Origin of the sequence: Pseudomonas sp. S34, from assembly GCF_009866745.1 — a bacterium.
GTDB lineage: Bacteria > Pseudomonadota > Gammaproteobacteria > Pseudomonadales > Pseudomonadaceae > Aquipseudomonas > Aquipseudomonas jessenii.
Window position 1 is genome coordinate 4,255,412 of the sequence record NZ_CP019398.1, and the last position, 18,309, is coordinate 4,273,720.

The 18,309-nt window shown below is 61.3% G+C and carries 19 protein-coding genes; 7 read left to right on the top strand and 12 right to left on the bottom strand.

Annotated features, from left to right (window positions below):
• Positions 1-29: 29 nt before the first annotated feature.
• On the top strand, positions 30-500 hold the full coding sequence (locus PspS34_RS18965; RefSeq protein WP_154861422.1) for a DUF1810 domain-containing protein: 471 nt from the start codon (positions 30-32) through the stop codon (positions 498-500).
• Here the strand turns inward: PspS34_RS18965 and PspS34_RS18970 are convergent.
• Positions 465-2,825, bottom strand: coding sequence for a DNA polymerase II (locus tag PspS34_RS18970; RefSeq protein ID WP_174245526.1), 2,361 nt, complete (start codon positions 2,823-2,825; stop codon positions 465-467). The genes PspS34_RS18965 and PspS34_RS18970 overlap by 36 nt on opposite strands.
• A gap of 330 nt (positions 2,826-3,155) precedes the next feature.
• Here PspS34_RS18970 and PspS34_RS18975 point away from each other — a divergent pair, with 330 nt between their 5' ends.
• Entirely contained in the window at positions 3,156-3,596 is a 441-nt protein-coding gene (locus tag PspS34_RS18975) for a CBS domain-containing protein (RefSeq protein ID WP_007976812.1), read from the top strand.
• Between the two features lie 126 nt (positions 3,597-3,722).
• Here PspS34_RS18975 and PspS34_RS18980 read toward each other — a convergent pair whose 3' ends face one another.
• Positions 3,723-4,346, bottom strand: coding sequence for a glutathione S-transferase (locus PspS34_RS18980; RefSeq protein WP_057714019.1), 624 nt, complete (start codon positions 4,344-4,346; stop codon positions 3,723-3,725).
• A 261-nt stretch (positions 4,347-4,607) separates the two neighbouring features.
• On the opposite strand from PspS34_RS18980, the gene PspS34_RS18985 reads away from it, so the two are divergent.
• Entirely contained in the window at positions 4,608-5,048 is a 441-nt protein-coding gene (locus tag PspS34_RS18985) for a phage infection protein (RefSeq protein ID WP_154861424.1), read from the top strand.
• A gap of 77 nt (positions 5,049-5,125) precedes the next feature.
• Here PspS34_RS18985 and PspS34_RS18990 read toward each other — a convergent pair whose 3' ends face one another.
• Complete coding sequence (locus PspS34_RS18990; protein WP_154861425.1) at positions 5,126-6,217, bottom strand: DUF1615 domain-containing protein; 1,092 nt, start codon at positions 6,215-6,217, stop codon at positions 5,126-5,128.
• Between the two features lie 137 nt (positions 6,218-6,354).
• On the opposite strand from PspS34_RS18990, the gene PspS34_RS18995 reads away from it, so the two are divergent.
• Positions 6,355-7,890: an FAD-dependent oxidoreductase gene (locus tag PspS34_RS18995; protein WP_154861426.1), complete on the top strand. Its 1,536-nt coding sequence runs from the start codon at positions 6,355-6,357 to the stop codon at positions 7,888-7,890.
• Positions 7,891-8,014: 124 nt separating this feature from the next.
• Here the strand turns inward: PspS34_RS18995 and hemB are convergent, their stop codons facing one another.
• Both hemB and PspS34_RS19005 read right to left on the bottom strand, forming a co-directional pair.
• Complete coding sequence (hemB, locus tag PspS34_RS19000; protein ID WP_154861427.1) at positions 8,015-8,989, bottom strand: porphobilinogen synthase; 975 nt, start codon at positions 8,987-8,989, stop codon at positions 8,015-8,017.
• A 156-nt stretch (positions 8,990-9,145) separates the two neighbouring features.
• Positions 9,146-9,856: a glutathione binding-like protein gene (locus PspS34_RS19005; protein WP_154861428.1), complete on the bottom strand. Its 711-nt coding sequence runs from the start codon at positions 9,854-9,856 to the stop codon at positions 9,146-9,148.
• A gap of 367 nt (positions 9,857-10,223) precedes the next feature.
• Between PspS34_RS19005 and PspS34_RS19010 the strand changes: the two genes are divergently transcribed.
• On the top strand, positions 10,224-10,895 hold the full coding sequence (locus PspS34_RS19010; protein WP_102671833.1) for a histidine phosphatase family protein: 672 nt from the start codon (positions 10,224-10,226) through the stop codon (positions 10,893-10,895).
• 137 nt (positions 10,896-11,032) lie between these two features.
• Here the strand turns inward: PspS34_RS19010 and mnmH are convergent, their stop codons facing one another.
• The 5 genes from mnmH to PspS34_RS19035 form a co-directional block, all read right to left on the bottom strand.
• Positions 11,033-12,136 (bottom strand): tRNA 2-selenouridine(34) synthase MnmH, encoded by a 1,104-nt coding sequence (mnmH, locus tag PspS34_RS19015; RefSeq protein WP_154861429.1) that lies wholly within the window; start codon positions 12,134-12,136, stop codon positions 11,033-11,035.
• Positions 12,136-13,170, bottom strand: a complete 1,035-nt coding sequence (gene selD / locus PspS34_RS19020; protein ID WP_057714011.1) for a selenide, water dikinase SelD — start codon at positions 13,168-13,170, stop codon at positions 12,136-12,138. Before selD ends, mnmH begins: the two co-directional genes overlap by 1 nt.
• A gap of 190 nt (positions 13,171-13,360) precedes the next feature.
• A complete protein-coding gene (locus PspS34_RS19025) occupies positions 13,361-14,317 on the bottom strand; it encodes a zinc-binding alcohol dehydrogenase family protein (protein WP_154947334.1) in 957 nt (318 codons plus the stop codon).
• A 27-nt stretch (positions 14,318-14,344) separates the two neighbouring features.
• Positions 14,345-14,518 carry a DUF1427 family protein gene (locus tag PspS34_RS19030; protein ID WP_154861431.1) on the bottom strand — a complete coding sequence of 58 codons (174 nt, stop codon included), beginning with the start codon at positions 14,516-14,518 and terminating at the stop codon, positions 14,345-14,347.
• A gap of 105 nt (positions 14,519-14,623) precedes the next feature.
• Positions 14,624-15,403: a helix-turn-helix transcriptional regulator gene (locus PspS34_RS19035; protein ID WP_154861432.1), complete on the bottom strand. Its 780-nt coding sequence runs from the start codon at positions 15,401-15,403 to the stop codon at positions 14,624-14,626.
• A gap of 145 nt (positions 15,404-15,548) precedes the next feature.
• Here PspS34_RS19035 and PspS34_RS19040 point away from each other — a divergent pair, with 145 nt between their 5' ends.
• Positions 15,549-15,776: a DUF6555 family protein gene (locus PspS34_RS19040; protein WP_057714008.1), complete on the top strand. Its 228-nt coding sequence runs from the start codon at positions 15,549-15,551 to the stop codon at positions 15,774-15,776.
• A gap of 33 nt (positions 15,777-15,809) precedes the next feature.
• Entirely contained in the window at positions 15,810-16,088 is a 279-nt protein-coding gene (locus PspS34_RS19045; RefSeq protein WP_154861433.1) for a hypothetical protein, read from the top strand.
• A 27-nt stretch (positions 16,089-16,115) separates the two neighbouring features.
• On the opposite strand, the gene PspS34_RS19050 is transcribed toward PspS34_RS19045, so the two are convergent.
• Complete coding sequence (locus PspS34_RS19050) at positions 16,116-16,271, bottom strand: metallothionein (RefSeq protein ID WP_150814244.1); 156 nt, start codon at positions 16,269-16,271, stop codon at positions 16,116-16,118.
• 243 nt (positions 16,272-16,514) lie between these two features.
• Positions 16,515-18,197, bottom strand: a complete 1,683-nt coding sequence (locus PspS34_RS19055) for a methyl-accepting chemotaxis protein (RefSeq protein ID WP_154947333.1) — start codon at positions 18,195-18,197, stop codon at positions 16,515-16,517.
• Between the last annotated feature and the right edge of the window lie 112 nt (positions 18,198-18,309).

Here is an 18,309-nt window from a genome sequence, read left to right on the forward strand (position 1 = left end):
ACCACCGCAGCCTGTCAGAGAGCTTCGCCATGAGAAGCACCGACCACCTGGACCCGTTCAATCTGCAACGTTTTCTCCAGGCTCAGGACCCGGTATTCGACCGGGTTCAAAACGAGCTGAACAACGGACACAAGCGCAGTCACTGGATGTGGTTCATTTTTCCGCAGTTTGCCGGGCTCGGCGACAGCGAGATGTCGCGCCGCTTTGCCATCCGCTCGCGGGAGGAAGCCCTGGCCTACCTTGAGCATCCGTTACTGGGCGCCCGGCTGCGTACCTGCACCCAGGAAGTGCTGAACATCCGGGAGCGCTCGGTAGCGGGGATTTTCGGTCATCCCGATGACCTGAAGTTTCATTCCTCGATGACCCTGTTTGCCCAGGTCGCCGATGCCGACAACCTTTTCCAGCAAGCCTTGAACCAGTACTTCCACGGCATCCTGGATGACTGGACCCTGTCGCTGATGGACTCAAAACAGGCCCAGTTGCCCCCCAATCAGAGTTGAGAAGTCGTCGTCGACAAACGGCAGTATCGCGTCCGCCACCGGTTGCAGCTGCCGGGTGATGTAGTGGTCGTAATCGATGGGCGCGCTGCGCACTTCCAGCGGTTCGGGGCCAGCGACGGTGATCACGTAGCTGATCCAGCCGCCGTTCTGATACTGCCGCGGGCGCCCCTGCCGGTCGTTGTACTCGTCGGCCAGGCGCGCCGCGCGCACATGGGGCGGTACATTGCGCTGATAGTCATCGAGGGTGCGGCGCAGGCGTTTGCGGTAGATCAGCCGGTCATCGAATTCACCGGCCAGGGTCTTGCGCACGTAGTCACGCACATAATCCTGATAGGGCTTGCGCAGGAAGATCCGCGAATACAGCTCCTGCTGGAACTGCCGGGCCAGCAGCGACCAGTCGGTGCGCACGGTTTCCAGGCCTTTGTAGACCATTTCGTCGCTGCCGTCGTCCCGGGTGACCAGCCCGGCATAGCGCTTTTTACTGCCTTCTTCGGCGCCGCGAATGGTCGGCATCAAAAAGCGCTTGTAATGGGTTTCGAACTGCAATTCGAGAACGCTCTGCAAGCCGTATTCCTGCTGCACGTGCTCGCGCCACCACTGATTGACGTGCGCCACCAGCGCCTGGCCGATCTGCGCCGCCTCCTGCTGGCCATGGGCGCGACGCAGCCAGACGAACGTCGAGTCGGTGTCGCCGTAAATCACCGCATGCCCCTGGGCTTCGATCAACTGGCGGGTGCGCAGCATGATTTCGTGCCCACGCAAGGTGATGGACGACGCCAGGCGCGTGTCGAAGAAACGACAACCGCTGGAGCCGAGCACTCCGTAGAACGCGTTCATGATGATTTTCAGCGCCTGGGACAGCGGCGCGTTGTGTTCGCGCTTGGCGGTTTCCCGGCCTTCGGCCACCCGGGCGACGATGGACGGCAGGCAATGCCGGGTGCGGGAAAAGCGCGCGCCACGAAATCCCGGCACCGACTCGCTGTCGTCCGGGTGCTTGAGCCCCTCGATCAGTCCCACGGGGTCAATCAGGAAGGTACGGATGATCGACGGGTAGAGGCTTTTGTAGTCGAGCACCAGCACCGACTCGTACAGTCCCGGCTGCGAATCCATGACAAAACCGCCGGGGCTGGCTTCGGGTGGCTTGCCACCGAGGTTCGGCGCCACGAAACCCTGACGGTGCATCAGCGGCATGTACAGGTGCGTGAACGCCGCCACCGAACCGCCCATGCGATCGGCCGGCAAACCGGTGACGCTGGCTCGCTCCAGCAGGAAGGTGAGCAACTCGGTCCTGGCAAAAATCCGCGTGACCAGTTCGCAGTCCTTCAGGTTGTATTTGGCCAGCGCCGGTTTGTCCTCGGCGAACATGCGATTGATTTCGTCCATGCGCTGGTACGGGTTGTCGATGGACTTGCCCTCGCCGAGCAAGGTTTGCGCGACGTTTTCCAGGCTGAACGAGGGGAAACTCCAGGTCGCCGAACGCAGTGCCTCGATACCGTCGATGATCAAGCGGCCAGCGGCTGAAGCGAAGTAATGGTTGCCGCTGCCGTGTTCGCGCCACTGCATTTCCTCGCCGCCACGCCCCAGTTTCAACGGCACCGCCAGGCGCCGGGCGTGTTCGTGGAGCACCCGCAAGTCGAACTGCACGACGTTCCAGCCGATGATCGCGTCGGGGTCGAACCGGGCAAACCAGTCGTTGAGCTTTTTCAGCAACAGGGTGCGCGAATCGCAGTATTCGAGCTGGAAATCCACCTGGCTGGCATCGCCATTAGGCGGACCGAGCATGTACACCTGGCGCTCGCCGCAGCCTTCCAGGGCGATGGAGTACAACTCGCCCTGGGCCGTGGTCTCGATGTCCAGGGACACCAGCTTCAGGCTCGGCCGGTAATCGGGGTCGGGTTTCATCTGCGCGTCGAGCAGCAGGCCCTCGGCATCCGGTGTGCCACTGAAGCGCACCGGCGCGGTGATGAAGCGCTCCATCATGTAGCGTTCCGGTGGGCGCACGTCGGCTTCGAACACCTCGACACCGGCCCGGCGCAACGCGGTTTCCAGGCGCATCAACTGGCCATGTTGCTGGCAATAGAGACCGAGGACCGGGCGATGTTCGAAATCCTGCAGGGCCAGGGGCTTGAGCTCGACGTTTTTCTCGTCATGCAAAACACCTTCGGCGGGCTGACGCTGCGCAGCCGGGATGAACGCCACCGACGGTTGATGAGGCAGGCGGATACGCCGGGGACCGCTGTCGGTCGCCAGCCAGAATTCGACTTCCGTACCGGCCGGGGTGTCGCGCCAATGCCGGGTCAGGACGAAGCCCTGCTGTAGATCCACCACTGCAAACCTCGAAACTGATTCAGAGGGGGATTCTACCCGTCATCAGTTGCGATAGCGCGTTTGCCGCAGACCTGTCAGGCAGACACCGCCCTTGTGGGAGCGGGCTTGCTCGCGAAGGCGGTGGGTCAGTCAACATGAATGCTGCCTGACACTACGCTTTCGCGAGCAAGCCCGCTCCCACAAGGTGATTTCTGGCCTGAAAAGGAGACTTACCAAAGAAAAACCGCCAAATGACGTTTTTTGCGTGTTATCTGCCGCTTTCGCCCTTGCCCTGAACGCTTGCGTCTACGATTCTTCAAGAACAACGACAACACCCGAGTAACCACCATGAAAACCGTCGCCCAACTGCTCAAGCTCAAAGATCAGAAGAATCAGGAAGTGCACCAGATCAAACCCGACCACATGGTGCTCGAAGCGCTGATGAAGATGGCCGAGAAAAACGTCGGCGCCTTGCTCGTGGTGGAAAATGATGAAGTGCTGGGCATCATCAGCGAACGGGATTACGCGCGCAAACTGGTGTTGCACGGCCGCTCTTCGGTGGGCACGCCGGTGCGCGACATCATGGTGTCACCGGTGATTACCGTCGACACCCATCAAACCGTGGATACCTGCCTGGGCATCATGTCCGATAGACGCCTGCGTCACTTGCCGGTGGTCGAAGGCGGCAAATTGATCGGCCTGCTGTCGATTGGTGACCTGGTCAAGGAAGCCATTGCCGAACAGGCTGAACTGATTCGCCAGTTGGAACAGTACATTCGCGGGGAATAATTCGACACACCGAAGATCCCCTGTGGGAGCGGGCTTGCTCGCGAAGGCGTAGTGTCAGGCAGCATTAATGTTGACTGACCCACCGCCTTCGCGAGCAAGCCCGCTCCCACATTGGTTTTTCAGTGTTCAGGCCGGCCAATGCCGGGCGAACACCGGTGCCAGTGCCGGGTGGCGGTCGATGCGTTCCAGCCAGGCGAAAAACCCCGGCCGGGCGTTGCGCAAATGTTCCCGGCTGCCCGCCCATCGCGAGATCACCGCCGCCAGCACATCCAGGCCCCCTGGTTTTTCGCTGCCCAGGTACAACTCACCCGAAAACTGATCGGCAAACACCTCCCAGCTCCAGTGCAGGCGTCGGCGGGCGCCCTCCATGAGGTTCTGCCTGGACAACTCATCCGCCTCGGCCAGCCAGCGTTCGGGGTAATCGATGATGCCGATGGCCGCATAGCAATTGCTGACGATGTACGCCATGCCGCGAATGGCCTGGTCCCGCTCGGCCGGATCCTGCGGCAACAATCCCGATGCGGGAAAGGTGAGCCCGAGGTGGATCAGGATCGCCGCGCTCTCGGTCAGGACAGCGCCATCGGGTAGCTGCAAGGTCGGAATCTGTTTGAGCGGGTTGAGCTTCTCCAGCGCCTGGGCCGCCTCCGCGGACGTCTCGACATCGATGAAGCGATAAGGAACATCACAGAGTTCAAGGGCAGCTTCGATGGCCGCCGCCCCGGAGTTCTGATGGCCGTAGAGCTGGTACATAAACGTCTCCTTGCATACCGTAACCTCTGCAGTGCCGCATCAAGCGTCGCGGCTGAGGATCGCGCCAGCTAACCAGTGTAGAAGCCACCACCCGCCACACCACGACCATCCGACGATCGCACCATCACGCTCACTTGGGGTTTGGCGTCGGTCCTATCATTGCCGTCGATGTTCACCATCATCTCAATGAAGTTCTCTTAAAAAATCCCCGGCGTAACATCTGCTCCATACCAACCCATAAGCACCCCGGAGCACACCATCATGAAACGCCAAACCCTCCTCAGCATCGCTTTCTCGGTTTTCGCAGTTAACGCTTTCGCCGCAAACTCTGCTCAACCTGTAGTCGCTGAAGGCGGCTCGGATCGTCTGATTGAAAGCCGTGTGGCCGAGGGTGGTTCGGATCGCCTGATCGAAAACCGCGTCGCTGAAGGTGGCTCCGACAAGTTGATGCAAAACCGCGTCGCTGAAGGCGGTTCCGACAAACTGCTGCAAAACCGCGTCGCTGAAGGTGGTTCCGACAAACTGCTGCAAAACCGCGTCGCTGAAGGTGGTTCCGACAAGCTCCTGCAAAACCGCGTCGCCGAAGGCGGTTCCGACAAACTGCTGCAAAACCGCGTCGCTGAAGGCGGTTCCGACAAGCTCCTGCAAAACCGCGTCGCCGAAGGTGGTTCGGATCGTTTGATCGAAAGCCGCGCTGTCTGAATGCAGTGCCTGACCGCAGGACTCAATGAAAACCCGGCCTCACCCGCCGGGTTTTTTATGCTTTTTTTGCGCCGCGATTACTGCCCTGCCCGCGCCATGCAGCGCTGGTAGCGTTCATCGACTCGCTTGGCGAACCACGCGGTGGTGAGTTTGCGGGTGATTTTCGGGCTTTGCAGCACGATCCCGGGCAACACTTGACGGGGTAACGGCCGGCCCTCGGCCCGTTCGGCCAGTTCGAAAACCCGCCGATAGAGTTTGCTGTCTTCGAACGCCAGGGTGTTCCCCTCTTCCAGTTGTGCCCGGATCGTCGGATTGCGCATGTCCAGTTGCTTGCCGAGGGTACGCACGGCCAGTTCCGTGGTGCCGGGCATGATCGAACCGTAGCGCACCAGGTCGCCATCCAGCGCCAACGGGATACCGGAAGCCCGACTCACCGCGTTCTGGAACGCGGCGTTACGGCTGGCGTACCAACCCGCGTTGAAGTCCGCAAAGCGGTACAACGGCTGTGGGTAGCTCACCGGATAGCCGAGCAGATGCGCAATGCCGAAATACATGCCGCCGCGCCGGGTGAACACTTCATGACGAATCGAGCCCTTCACCGGGTACGGATAACCCTTGGCCTGCTGCTCGGCAAAATCAATGCTGACCTGCATCGGCCCGCCGGTATGCACCGGGTTGAAGCCGCCGAACAGGGTCTTGCCCATCGGCACCATGCCGATGAAGTCATCGAAAACAGCGCTCAGTTCCTTTTCACTGCGCGCGGCATTCAGGCGGGTGCTGTAGCTTTTGCCGTTGGGCGAGTCGAGCATTAACGCACCACTCACCAACAGGCCGGGAATATGTGCCTTGGCGGCACGGCGGTCGATCTCGTCGCGGGCGATCTTGCCCAGGCCCGGTACGCTCGGATCGACCTGAAAGGTCGACTCCTGTTCAGTCACCGCCAGCACCGAGCACAGGTTTTGCGTAGTCGGCGAGATGTCTTGCGCGGTAAACGCCACCTGGATATCCGTGGCCCAACCCTGGCGATCGGCAGCCTTGGCCGGTAGCAAACGCACAATCTCGGCCTTCACTTCGGCCGGGCTGCGCGCCACCGGTTCCTGGGTCCGTTGGCTGCCGCAACCGGCCAATACCAGCAACGCTGCGACGCTTGTGATCAATCTGATTTGCATGTCGTTCCATCTAATCCGTTGGTCCGGGCCAACCATACGACCAATGGCAGGTCAGCGGCTACGTCCGTGACAGTCCGACGGTTGCCGCCCTCCCCGACTGGACCATACTTGATTCACACCGCGAGGAGGACAGGTTCATGCACCGCAGCGACGTGTTGATCATCGGCGCCGGCCCCACCGGGCTGGTCCTGGCGTTGTGGCTGAGCAAACTCGGCGTGCGCGTGCGGATCGTCGACAAATCCTCCGCCCCCGGCACCACGTCCCGGGCGCTGGCCGTCCAGGCACGGACGCTGGAGTTGTATCGCCAGCTCGGACTGGACGACGCCGTGGTGCAAAACGGACATCAAGTAACGGCCGGCAACTTCTGGGTAAAGGGTGAGCCCGTGGCGCGCCTGCCCCTGTCTCAGATCGGTGAAGGCCTGACGCCCTACTCGTTTCTCGAGATTTTCCCCCAGGACGAACACGAACGGCTGCTGATCGAGCGCCTGAACGCTTTCGGTATCACAGTGGAACGTAACACCGAACTGGCGGGCTTCGAGCAAACCGCAGACGGCATAACAGCCACGCTGCACCTGCCCGACGGTCAGCAGGAAATCTGCCAGGCCTGTTACCTGGCTGGATGCGATGGTGCCCGGTCGATTGTGCGCAAAACCCTGGATACCGGGTTTCCCGGCGGGACTTACCAGCAGATTTTCTACGTCGCCGACGTACAGGGCAGCGGCCCGACATTCAACGGCGAACTGCATGTGGACCTCGACGAGGCAGACTTCCTCGCCGTGTTCCCGCTGGCCGGCAGTGGTCGCGCGCGCTTGATCGGCACGGTACGCGACGAACGCGCCGAACACGCCGAGACCCTGCGCTTCGAGGACGTCAGCAGCAGGGCCATCGAGCACATGAAGGTGAAGATCGAGCAACTGAACTGGTTTTCGACCTATCGCGTACATCATCGGGTGGCGGATCACTTCCGCAATGACCGGGCGTTTTTACTGGGGGATGCCGCCCACGTGCACAGCCCGGCGGGCGGCCAGGGCATGAACACCGGGATTGGCGATGCCATCAACCTGGCCTGGAAACTGGCGGCCGTGTTGAGCGGCGGCGCAGAGGCCAGACTGCTCGACACCTATGAAACCGAGCGCATCGCGTTTGCACGCAAACTGGTGGCCACCACCGACCGGGTATTTAACTTCGTCACCGCCGATGGGCGAATTGCCGACTTGCTGCGTACACGCCTGGCCCCGTTCTTGATACCGAAAATAACCTCGTTCGAAACCTCTCGCGAATTCATGTTTCGCACGGTGTCGCAGATCACTCTGAATTATCGTGGAATGCCGCTGAGCACGGGCGTTGCCGGGCACGTGCATGGTGGCGATCGCCTGCCCTGGGCCCATGACGGTGAGGGGGATAATTTTGAGTCGCTCAAGTGCCTGACCTGGCAGGTACATGTCTATGGCGACACCAGCGACGAGATGATCGCCTGGTGCCACGAGCACCATTTGCCACTGCATGTGTTCGACTGGCGACCGGCGTTCGAAACCGCGGGCCTGGGGCGCAACGGCTTTTATCTGTTGCGGCCCGATACCTATGTGGCGATTGCCGAAACTTGTGCGGACCCGAAAGTGATCGAACGGTATTTCCGTGATCACGGGATCCGGCCGTTTTTCGGCGCGCCCTGATGCAACACCGATCAAAATGTGGGAGCGGGCTTGCTCGCGAATGCAGTGTGTCAGTCAATACATCTGTCACTGACACTCCGCATTCGCGAGCAAGCCCGCTCCCACAGGGGGTATGCGGTGGTCCTTAGATCCCCGCCAGCGCCAGGTCCATCGCAAAGTACGTAAAGATCAGGTCTGCCCCGGCGCGTTTGATCGCCCCCAGGCTCTCGCGCACCACACGGTCTTCATCGATGGCCCCGGCCTGGGCGGCAAACTTGATCATCGCGTACTCACCGCTCACCTGATAGGCCGACATCGGCAGGCGTGAGGCTTCACGGATGTCGCGGATGATGTCCAGGTATGCACCGGCCGGTTTGACCATCAGCGCATCGGCGCCTTCCTGTTCGTCGAGCAACGATTCGCGTATCGCTTCGCGGCGGTTCATCGGGTTCATCTGATAGCTTTTACGGTCGCCCTTGAGCGCACTGCCGCCGGCCTCGCGGAACGGGCCATAGAGCGCCGAAGCGAATTTGGTCGAATAGGCCATGATCGCCGTCTGGGTAAACCCGGCGTCATCGAGCGCCCGGCGAATCGCCTGGACTTGCCCGTCCATGGCCGCCGAGGGTGCGATCACGTCGGCACCGGCCCGGGCCGCCGCGACGGCCTGCCTGCCGAGGTTGATCAGGGTCTGGTCGTTGTCGACTTCATGGTTGTGCAGTACGCCGCAATGGCCATGGTCGGTGTACTCGCAAAAGCAGGTGTCGGACATTACGATCATTTCCGGCACCGCGTCCTTGGCGATGCGCGACATGCGCGAAACCAGGCCGTCCTCGCGCCAGGTGTCGCTGCCGCTGCTGTCCAGGTGGTGGGAGACGCCGAAGGTCATCACTGACTTGATCCCGGCACGGGCGTAGCGCTCGATCTCGCCGGCCAGCTTCGACTCGGGAATGCGCATCACGCCGGGCATGCTGTTGATCGGCACGAAGTCGTCAATTTCTTCTTCGACGAAAATCGGTAGTACCAGGTCGTTCAGGCTGAACTCGGTCTCCTGGAACAGGCTGCGCAGGCTCGCATTGCGGCGCAGACGGCGTGGGCGTGCTTCGGGGAACTGACTGGACATGGGTATTCCTGAATTTCAGAGGACGAAATGTAGGAGCGAGCTTGCTCCGGGCGGCGCTCCGACGATGGTCGTAAACGATAACGCGCATTGTCTGAATGTTCGCGTTGCCCTTACGTTTTTCGCGAGCAAGCTCGCTCCCACAGGTAATGCGGTGGATCAGCTGGAGACGGGGCCTGGAATCTGCAACCCGCGCACCACCGCCGGTCGCGCCAGGAAGCGTTCCAGCACCCGCGTGACGTTAGGGAAGTTCTGGATACCCACCAGATCGCCGGCTTCATAGAAGCCGATCAGGTTGCGCACCCACGGGAAAATGGCGATGTCAGCGATGGTGTAGCGCTCGCCCATGATCCAGTCGCGCCCCTGCAGACGATCGTCCAGCACCTTGAGCAGGCGCCTGCTTTCCTCGACGTAGCGGTCACGGGGACGCTTGTCTTCGTAGTCCTTGCCGGCGAATTTGTTGAAAAACCCGAGCTGGCCGAACATCGGACCAATACCGCCCATCTGGAACATCAGCCACTGAATCGTTTCGTAGCGCGGTGCCGACTCCTGGGCCAGCAGTTGCCCGCTCTTGTCGGCCAGGTAGATCAGAATCGCGCCCGACTCAAACAGCGCCAGCGGCCGGTCGTCCGGTCCGTGGGGGTCGAGGATCGCCGGAATCTTGTTGTTGGGATTCAGGGAAAGAAATTCCGGGGACATCTGGTCGTTGGTGTCGAAGCCTACCCGGTGAGGTTCATACGGCAGGCCGATCTCTTCGAGCATGATCGAGACCTTGACGCCGTTGGGGGTCGGCAAGGAGTACAGCTGAATCCACTCCGGATACTGGGCAGGCCATTTGCGGGTGATGGGGAATGCGGACAAATCGGTCATGGGCACGATCCACGAAGAGATTGAGAGTGACGATCATAATGTAGATATCGGCTCAGCGATCCCTTGAAGCCATCGATCTCGCTGATAGGCGAGATCAAAAGAAATCACGACTGTTTCAACGCCCTCCGGTGTAGCGTGTCCACAATTGTGCAACATCCTGTCGATAACCTTCGCTGCAAACCCGTGAAGGTTACCGGTACATTGCCGCCCACTCGGCCGGAATCGAACCAAACGGGCTCAGGGGACTCTGAGAACCACCCCTTTGATGACGGACCGGCTTCAATGACATGGAAAACACCCGACGCAGGACAATCGTGGTGTAGAGGTTTGTCAGCCTTAACCGAATTGCGCTGAAGACCCTTTACACATGAATCTGTTTAATTTTGCCAAACGCTTCAAACATCGCGCTTACCTTTTGTTGCCCGCCTTATTGGTGGTTAGCGCGGTGTGCCTGACGCTGGAGTCCGGCCTGAGTCGCGCCCAACCGATGGATGGCACCCAGACGCTGGTCTTCCTGCGTCACGGGGAAAAACCCGCCGGAGGCCTGGGCCAGCTCAATTGCCAGGGACTGAACCGCGCCATCGACCTGGCCACGCTGCTGCCGGACAAGTTCGGCAAGGCCAACTATGTGTTTGCGGCGAACCCGACGCGGAACGTCGAGGAAGGCGAGTTCGACAATTCCTACAGCTACATCCGCCCACTGATGACCATCAGCCCAAGCGCCATCAAGCTTGGCCTGCCGGTGAACATCAACTTTTCCGCCAATGACACCAGTGACCTGGCCGATGAACTGCTTCACGACAAGTACCACAATGCGGTCATCTACACGGCCTGGTCCCACGGCTATCTGCCGGAGCTGATCAACAAGGTTGCCGGCGACGCCACCGGCAAGAAAATGACCATCACGGATGACTGGGAGTCCAGCGACTACGACTCGCTGTATGTACTCACCCTGACCTGGCACAACGGCAAGGCCAGCTTGCAGAGCCATGTGTACAAGCAAGGCCTGGATAATGGTGCCGAAACCTGCCCGACCTGAGGCATGCGTTGTCTGAGCCGGCGCCTTCGCGAGCAAGCCCGCTCCCACAGCAGATCTTCAGTGAACACAGATTTTGTGTACGACGCAGATCCAATGTGGGAGCGGGCTTGCTCGCGAAAGGGCCGGCAAAAGCACCCTCAAGCCTTCTGCTTCACTCGCTCACGCAGATACTCGAGAACCGCCCCCCGCTCCCCGGAAAACTCGATCCGCGCGTCTTTCTTCTCCCGCTGAAACGCATACATCGGATCGTAATACTCGCACAGCAGGCCTTCGATCCAGCCCCGGTGCAGATCCACCGCGCCACTGCGGGCCTGCTCGGCCAACGCATCCTCCATCAGAACCAGCATGCGCCGATGACGTTCGCCACCCAGGCGCTTCTGCACATTGTTCAGGCTTGCCAGCAAGCGTTCGGAAAACAGCGCAAAGCCTTCCTCGCCATGCACGTCGATGAATTCGGCACACAGATCCACCACGTAATCGCGCAGGATCCGCTCGACCCGCCCTTCCAGGCTGTCTTCAAGCCACACCATCGGAAACTGCTGCATGCCCTGGTAAAGCGGCAACGGCAAGGCACAACTGCCCACCGCACGGCTTTCGTCTTCCAGTACGAACTGCTCGATGCCCCGGGCGCGTTTTTTCAGTACGTCTACGGCCAAGCGGTTTTCGAAGTCGATATTCGAGGGTTGGCCCGTGGCGCGCTTGCCGAAACTGGAGCCGCGATGGTTGGCATGACCTTCAAGGTCCACGGCATTGTCGAGTTGCGTGAGCACCTCGGTTTTGCCGGTGCCGGTCATCCCGCCCAGCAAGACGAAATTGCACTGGGTCACGGCTTGATCGAGGGTGTCCAGCAGGAAGGTGCGCATGGCCTTGTAGCCACCGCCCACCCGTGGATAGTCGATGCCGGCCACGTCCTTGAGCCATTGCTGGACAATCTGCGAGCGCAGGCCGCCGCGAAAGCAATACAGCAGGCCATCCGGATGCGCCCGGGCAAAATCGGCCCAAGCCTGGATGCGTTCGGCCTTGACCGCGCCCGACACCAGTTGATGCCCCAGCACGATAGCCGCTTGCTGGCCGTGCTGCTTGTAGCAGGTGCCGACCCGCTGGCGTTCATGGTCATTCATCAACGGCAGGTTGATCACGCCGGGAAACGCGCCCTTGTTGAATTCGACCGGCGCGCGGGCGTCCATCATGGGACGGTCGTTGAGGAAGATGTCGCGGTAATCAGTGCAGTCGACGAACATCAAAACACCTCGACTGCGTTGCTCTGTCGCTCGACCAGTTCACCGATCGGTTCCAGGCTCAGGCCCAGTTCGGCGGCCACCGAGAGGAATTGCTCGTTGCCTTGAGGCGTCACGGCAATCAGCAGGCCACCGCTGGTCTGTGGGTCGCAAAGCACACGTTTGTGCAGCTCCTGAAGGCGTCCGAGCTTGCTGGCGTAGCTGTCGAAATTGCGCAGAGTCCCGCCCGGTACGCAGCCTTGTTCCAGGTAATACTCCACCCCCGGCAGGCGCGGTACGCGGTCATATTCAATGCGCGCCGTGAGCTGGCTGCCGTCGGCCATTTCCACCAGGTGCCCGAGCAGGCCGAAACCGGTGACGTCAGTCATCGCGGTCACACCGTCGAGCTTGCCGAAACGGCTGCCGGGCTTGTTCAGGGTGCACATCCAGTCCCGGGCCAGGCCGATGTCGGCGTTGCGCAATTTGCCCTTTTTCTCGGCCGTGGTAAGGATGCCGATCCCCAGGGGCTTGGTGAGGTAGAGCAGGCAACCGGCCGTGGCGGTGTCGTTGCGCTTCATGTGGCGCTTTTCCACCAGACCGGTGACGGCCAGGCCAAAGATCGGTTCTGGCGCGTCGATGGAGTGCCCACCTGCCAACGGGATGCCCGCCGCGTCACACACCGAACGACCGCCGCGTATCACTTCCCGGGCAACTTCCGGAGCCAGCACGTTCACCGGCCAGCCCAGAATCGCAATCGCCATCAACGGATCGCCGCCCATCGCATAGATGTCGCTGATGGCATTGGTGGCGGCAATTCGACCGAAATCGAAGGGATCGTCGACGATCGGCATGAAAAAGTCGGTGGTCGAGACCACGCCGCGTTCATCATCGATTGCATACACCGCCGCATCATCGCGCGAGGCATTGCCGACCCAAAGTTTCGGGTCGAGGTTCTGCGCCCCACTGCCGGCCAGGATCACTTCCAGCACCTGGGGAGAAATCTTGCAACCGCATCCAGCGCCGTGGCTGTATTGAGTCAGGCGAATCGGCTCGCTCATAGGGGTACCTCATTGGGTCAATGGGCCGATTCTAGCAGAGCGAGGCATGCGCAAGGCGTTGCGCGGCCATGGACCTTGTGGGAGCGGGCTTGCTCGCGAAGAGGCCTTCACAGCCGACATCCATGCCGGCTGATACTCCGCCATCGTCGGAACGCCGCCCGGAGCAAGTTCGCTCCCACATTGATCGCGGTTATGGCAATAGAATCACTTTGTCACCACTGCCCTGATTCACCTCGGCATAACGCTCCAGGCCTTCGGCCAATGGCGACTCGAACAAGCCCTGGGGCAACGGCAACAGGTCTTGATCGAAGAACCGGCCGAACTGTTCGAGCATCGCCGCACACGCCTGCACCCCGTACAGCAACGAGTTGATCCCCACAACCGAGCCCCCCTTGCGATACAACGCCAGGGCCGGCAACTGCACGTGACCGTCCACGGGTGCCGCGATGATCGCGATGCGGCCGAACGCGGCCAGGGCCGTTACCGAGGCCGGCAGCCAGAAACCGGTGGTGTCGAAAATCACGTCGGCGCCGCCGGCATACACCGCGTTGACCTGTGCGCCCAGGTCTTCGGGTTTATCCAGTTGCAGGGTCTGGTAGCCCTGGTCCTGCAAATCCTTGACCTGCTCCGGACGCCGCGCGGCCGCCAACACCCGGGCACCGCGCACCTTGGCCAAGGCCAGCGCGGCACTGCCGACTGCCCCGCCACCGATGACCAGCAATCGGGTTTCGGCCGTCACCAGGCTGCGCTCCAGCGCATCCCACGCCGTGGTGTACGGCACGCCGAGGCTGGCGGCCTGGGCAAAGCTCAGATGCGTAGGTTTGAGCGCCACGCCGTTGGCCGGCAGCTTGACGAACTGCGCGTGGGAACCGTCGGCGAAAAAGCCCAGTTCCTTGCCCGTGCCCCAGACTTCCCGACCGATCATCGACTGCGGGCCGGCCACGACAACACCGGCAAAGTCACGACCGGGAATCCGCGGCAGGGTGGTGTAGGGAAAACGCCCCAGCACGTTCTTCACATCACTGGGGTTGAGACCCGCGGCCTTGATCTCGACCAGCACTTCATCGGCGCCGGGAACGGGGGTAGGCACCTCAACGTAGCGCAGGGCCGAGAGATCACCGGTTTTATCGAATTGCAGAGCTTTCATGGGCGTATCCATCGAGTCGAAAAGGGTTCAGGAGATCCAGCCAGCCACCAGCCCCCGCCCCATCGGCCAGAGTTTTTCGCCGGCGAGCATGCCGAGCAGGCCCACCAGGGCGATGGCCGGGGGTGCGGGAGAACGAAAATTCAGGGCGCCGTAGAGCAGACCGACGCCCAGACCGATGGCCAATGACACGAGGTAGTTCATGGCAGACTCCGGGGCAATTGAGGTATGCGCCAAGTCTAGGGGGCGACGCCTTTGATCATCGGTCAAGTGCTTCTGAATTTCGGCCAAAGCCTGGCTTCGACGAAATCAGTCCTGGCGTTGCGCCGCAGGAAACTGCGAAGGGGCAACGCCCAGCTCACGACGAAACATGTCGCTGAAGCTGCTCGGAGAATATCCCAGCTCCCGGGCAATCGCGCTGACCGGTACGCCCTGGATCAGCTCGGCCACCGCCGTCGCCAATTGCACCTGACGCCGCCACTCGGCGAAGCCCATGCCCAAACCATCCTTGAACAACCGCGCCAGGGTGCGCACGCTGGCTCCAGCGTTATCCGCATGTTGTTCGAAAGAAATGTCCAGTGAAGGCGCGGCCATGACCGCCTGACACAGGTTCATCAGCCGTCGGTCGGAATCGTCCGGCAGCGGAATTTTCAGCAGCGAACGCCTGGCCCGCTTGAGTTCCAGCAGCGCCAGGCCCACCAGCGCGTCGTAATACTCGGGCGCCCCGTCGTTACCCTGCTCCACCAGCCCGACGATCAGTTCGCGCAACAAACCCCCGACCTCGATCACCTGAACGCTGTCATCCAGGGTCGCCGCCAGGGACGGTCGCAGGTAGATATTGCGCATTTGCAGGTCCGATACCACACGAATGCCATGCGGCACGCCGGGCGGCAACCACACCGCCCGTTGCGGAGGCACCACCAGCGCCTCATGCGGCGTCTCGACCCACATCACCCCGCTCATCGCATACAGCAACTGGCCCCAGACGTGCTCATGGGGCTCGATGTACAACCCGCGCGGATAGGTGCGGGCCAGCGGTTGCACAGGCACATCGGTGTCACTCAGGTCAGGCGGTGCGGCGAGGGCCATGGTCTATGTTCATTGGGTACGGGAAGGCTCCATGGTAACGAGGCGCCGAACGTGTCGCCAGCAACCGCCGGTATCCGACAATCCGAGTGAATTTTTCTGATGGCGCGCGATCCTTTTATGTACAACAGGGAGGAACCGGGGCTTTATGAACAGTGCAAAATTATTCGTCATCGAGTACACCCTCCATGGTGCTCCGAAATCATTCATCATCCGACTGGAAAAAATGGATAACGCAGAAGCCTGGCATTGGGCGAGTTGTGACGCGGGGGTGGGGCGAATCCCCCGATTCGGACGCGAGAAGGTGCAAAAGACCAGCAAGCCGATGGCTGAAAAATTCGGCGTGGAAAACGTCAAGTGGCGGCCGGCGAACTAATATCCGGTAACCATCAGGTTCGGGGGAAGGGATATGAGCGCAACACCCGTCAACAGCCCTGTGCAACTGGACTACGATCTGGACACGCCGAGCGGCCGCATCACCAGGAGCGCCGAGTGCCGGGTCGGACTGGAACAGGTCGAAAATGACCCATTCTGCTTCGCCATACGCGTCCCGGCGCCACTGCCGGAAGATCTGGAGCAAGCCAAGACCCTGGTGCTGCGGGTCGAAGGGCGGCGCTTGCAAGGCACCGTCCGCCACAGCGAACGCCTGGAAGATGACAGCCTCAGGCTGGAAGTGGAGCCGGACTAGGCTCCACTTTTGCGTATGCCGTGGTTTTCAGTGGGCACACTTGCAGCCTTGGGAAGCGCACTCCTCGCCGTGCTCGTGATGCTTGGCACAGGCTTCACAGCAATAGTGCTTGCCGTGACGCACGATCGGGTGCTCGCCGAGCTTGCAGGAACACTTCGGACAATCGCATTTACGGTCGGTCATGGGGTTGACTCCTTGGGTAGTGGTCGTCGGGGGCTTGCGATGTAACCCGTCTTACCAAGTGTAGGAGTTGAGCCGAAAGGTGCGTGGAACTCCGTCCAGGCTGATTACCCGGCAGGTTCCGAACCCCACAGTTCCTGTGGGAGCGAGCTTGCTCGCGATAGCGGTGGCTCAGTCAACATCAATGCTGAATGTGCTGCCGCCATCGCGAGCAAGCTCGCTCCCACAGGCTTTGTCTCTGCTCCGTCAGATACGGAACTGCCCGACCAGGCTGCCCAGGCGCTGACCGAGGTCGGCCAGGCTGCGAGAGGTTTGCGCGCCGAGTTGGGTTTCGTCGGCGACGCTGTCCACCGCCACGGCAATCTGGTGCACGCTGCGATTGATCTCTTCGGCCACGGCGGTCTGTTCTTCGGCGGCACTGGCGATCTGTGCGTTCATCGAGTTGATGGTCGAGATCAGCTGAGCCATGGTGTCCAGCGAAGCCCCCGCCTCGTTGGCCTGGGCCGAGGTGCCGTCGCCGGCCTCGCTGGAGCGACGCATCGCCTCCACCGCCGACTGGGTGCCGGCCTGCAAACGGTCGATCATGCCCTGGATTTCCTGGGTGCTGATTTGTGTACGGCTGGCCAGCGCCCGCACTTCATCGGCCACCACCGCAAAGCCGCGCCCGGCCTCGCCGGCGCGGGCGGCTTCGATGGCCGCGTTGAGCGCCAACAGGTTGGTCTGCTCGGCAATCGAGCGGATCACCCCGAGCACGCTGACAATCGACGACACGTCTTTTTGCAGGCTGTCCAGGGACACGCCGCTGCTGCGGATGTCGTCCACCAGGGCATGGATCTTCTCGATGCTGCCGGCCACAACACGCTTGGCCGCCTGCCCTTCTTCGTCGGTCTGCTGGGCTGCTACCGCGGCGTTCTGCGCGCTCTTGGCCACTTCCTGGGCCGCCGCCGACATTTCGTTGATCGCTGTGGCCACCTGATCGGTTTCGTGACGCTGGCGTTCCATGGCCTGGTCCGAACGGTTGGCCTGGTCGGACACCTGGTTCACCAGCCCGGTCAGTTGCGAGGTCATTTCGGTGATCTGCCGTACCAGGCCGTGGATCTTGTCGACGAAACGGTTGAACGAGCCGGCCAGTTCACCGAGTTCGTCCTGACTGGTGATGGTCAGGCGGCGGGTCAGATCGCCCTCGCCCGCCGCGATGTCGTCGAGGTTGGCTTTCATCAGATGCAGCGGACGCACAATGGTGTTGGCCAGCAGCATCCCGGCAGCAGCGATCACCAACAGCACCACGACTGCTACGCCAACGATACTCAGCACCATGCCTTGCATGCGCTCCTGGACCTTGGCTTCGACCACGGCCACTTGTGCTTCGATGCCGTCGAGGTTGACCGCGGTGCCGACCGCCATGTCCCACTTCGGCAGGTATTCGGTGTAGCCGAGCTTGGGCACCAGCACCTGGGTGTTGCCAGGCAATGGCGAGCTGTATTGCAGGTAGTGCGTACCGTCCTTGGCGACCTTCACCAGGTCGCGGTTGACGTAGACACCGTTCGGGTCGCGGTTGTCCTTGAAGCTCTGGCCCACGCCCTCGGGGCTATTGGCCTTGAACAGGCGCACGGTGTTGGAGTCGTAGCCGAAGAAGTAACCGTCCTTGCCGTAGGTGATGCTCGACAGCAGCTTGATCACTTGGGCCCGCGCCGCCTCATCGCCGGGGGCGGCGGCGTCGTAGAGCGGTTTGATCGTGGTCATGGCCACGGCCACGTAGCTTTGCAAGGTTGCCTTGGCATCGCTGAGCAGGCGCTCGCGGGTCTGCTCGACTTCCTTGCGCGCCTGATCCTGAAGAATGAACAGCGTGGTCAGGCTGATGACCAGCGCAAACAGCAACACCGGGAGGACGGCAAGGGACAGGACTTTTGCCTTGAGGCTCATGCGCATGACGTTCACTCTTTTGATTTTTGTTGGCGTGGTTAAAAGCTTTAACGGCACGCCGGGTCAAAAGTTGAACGCGATCAATGTGGGAGCGGGCTTGCTCGCGAAGGCGGTGTGC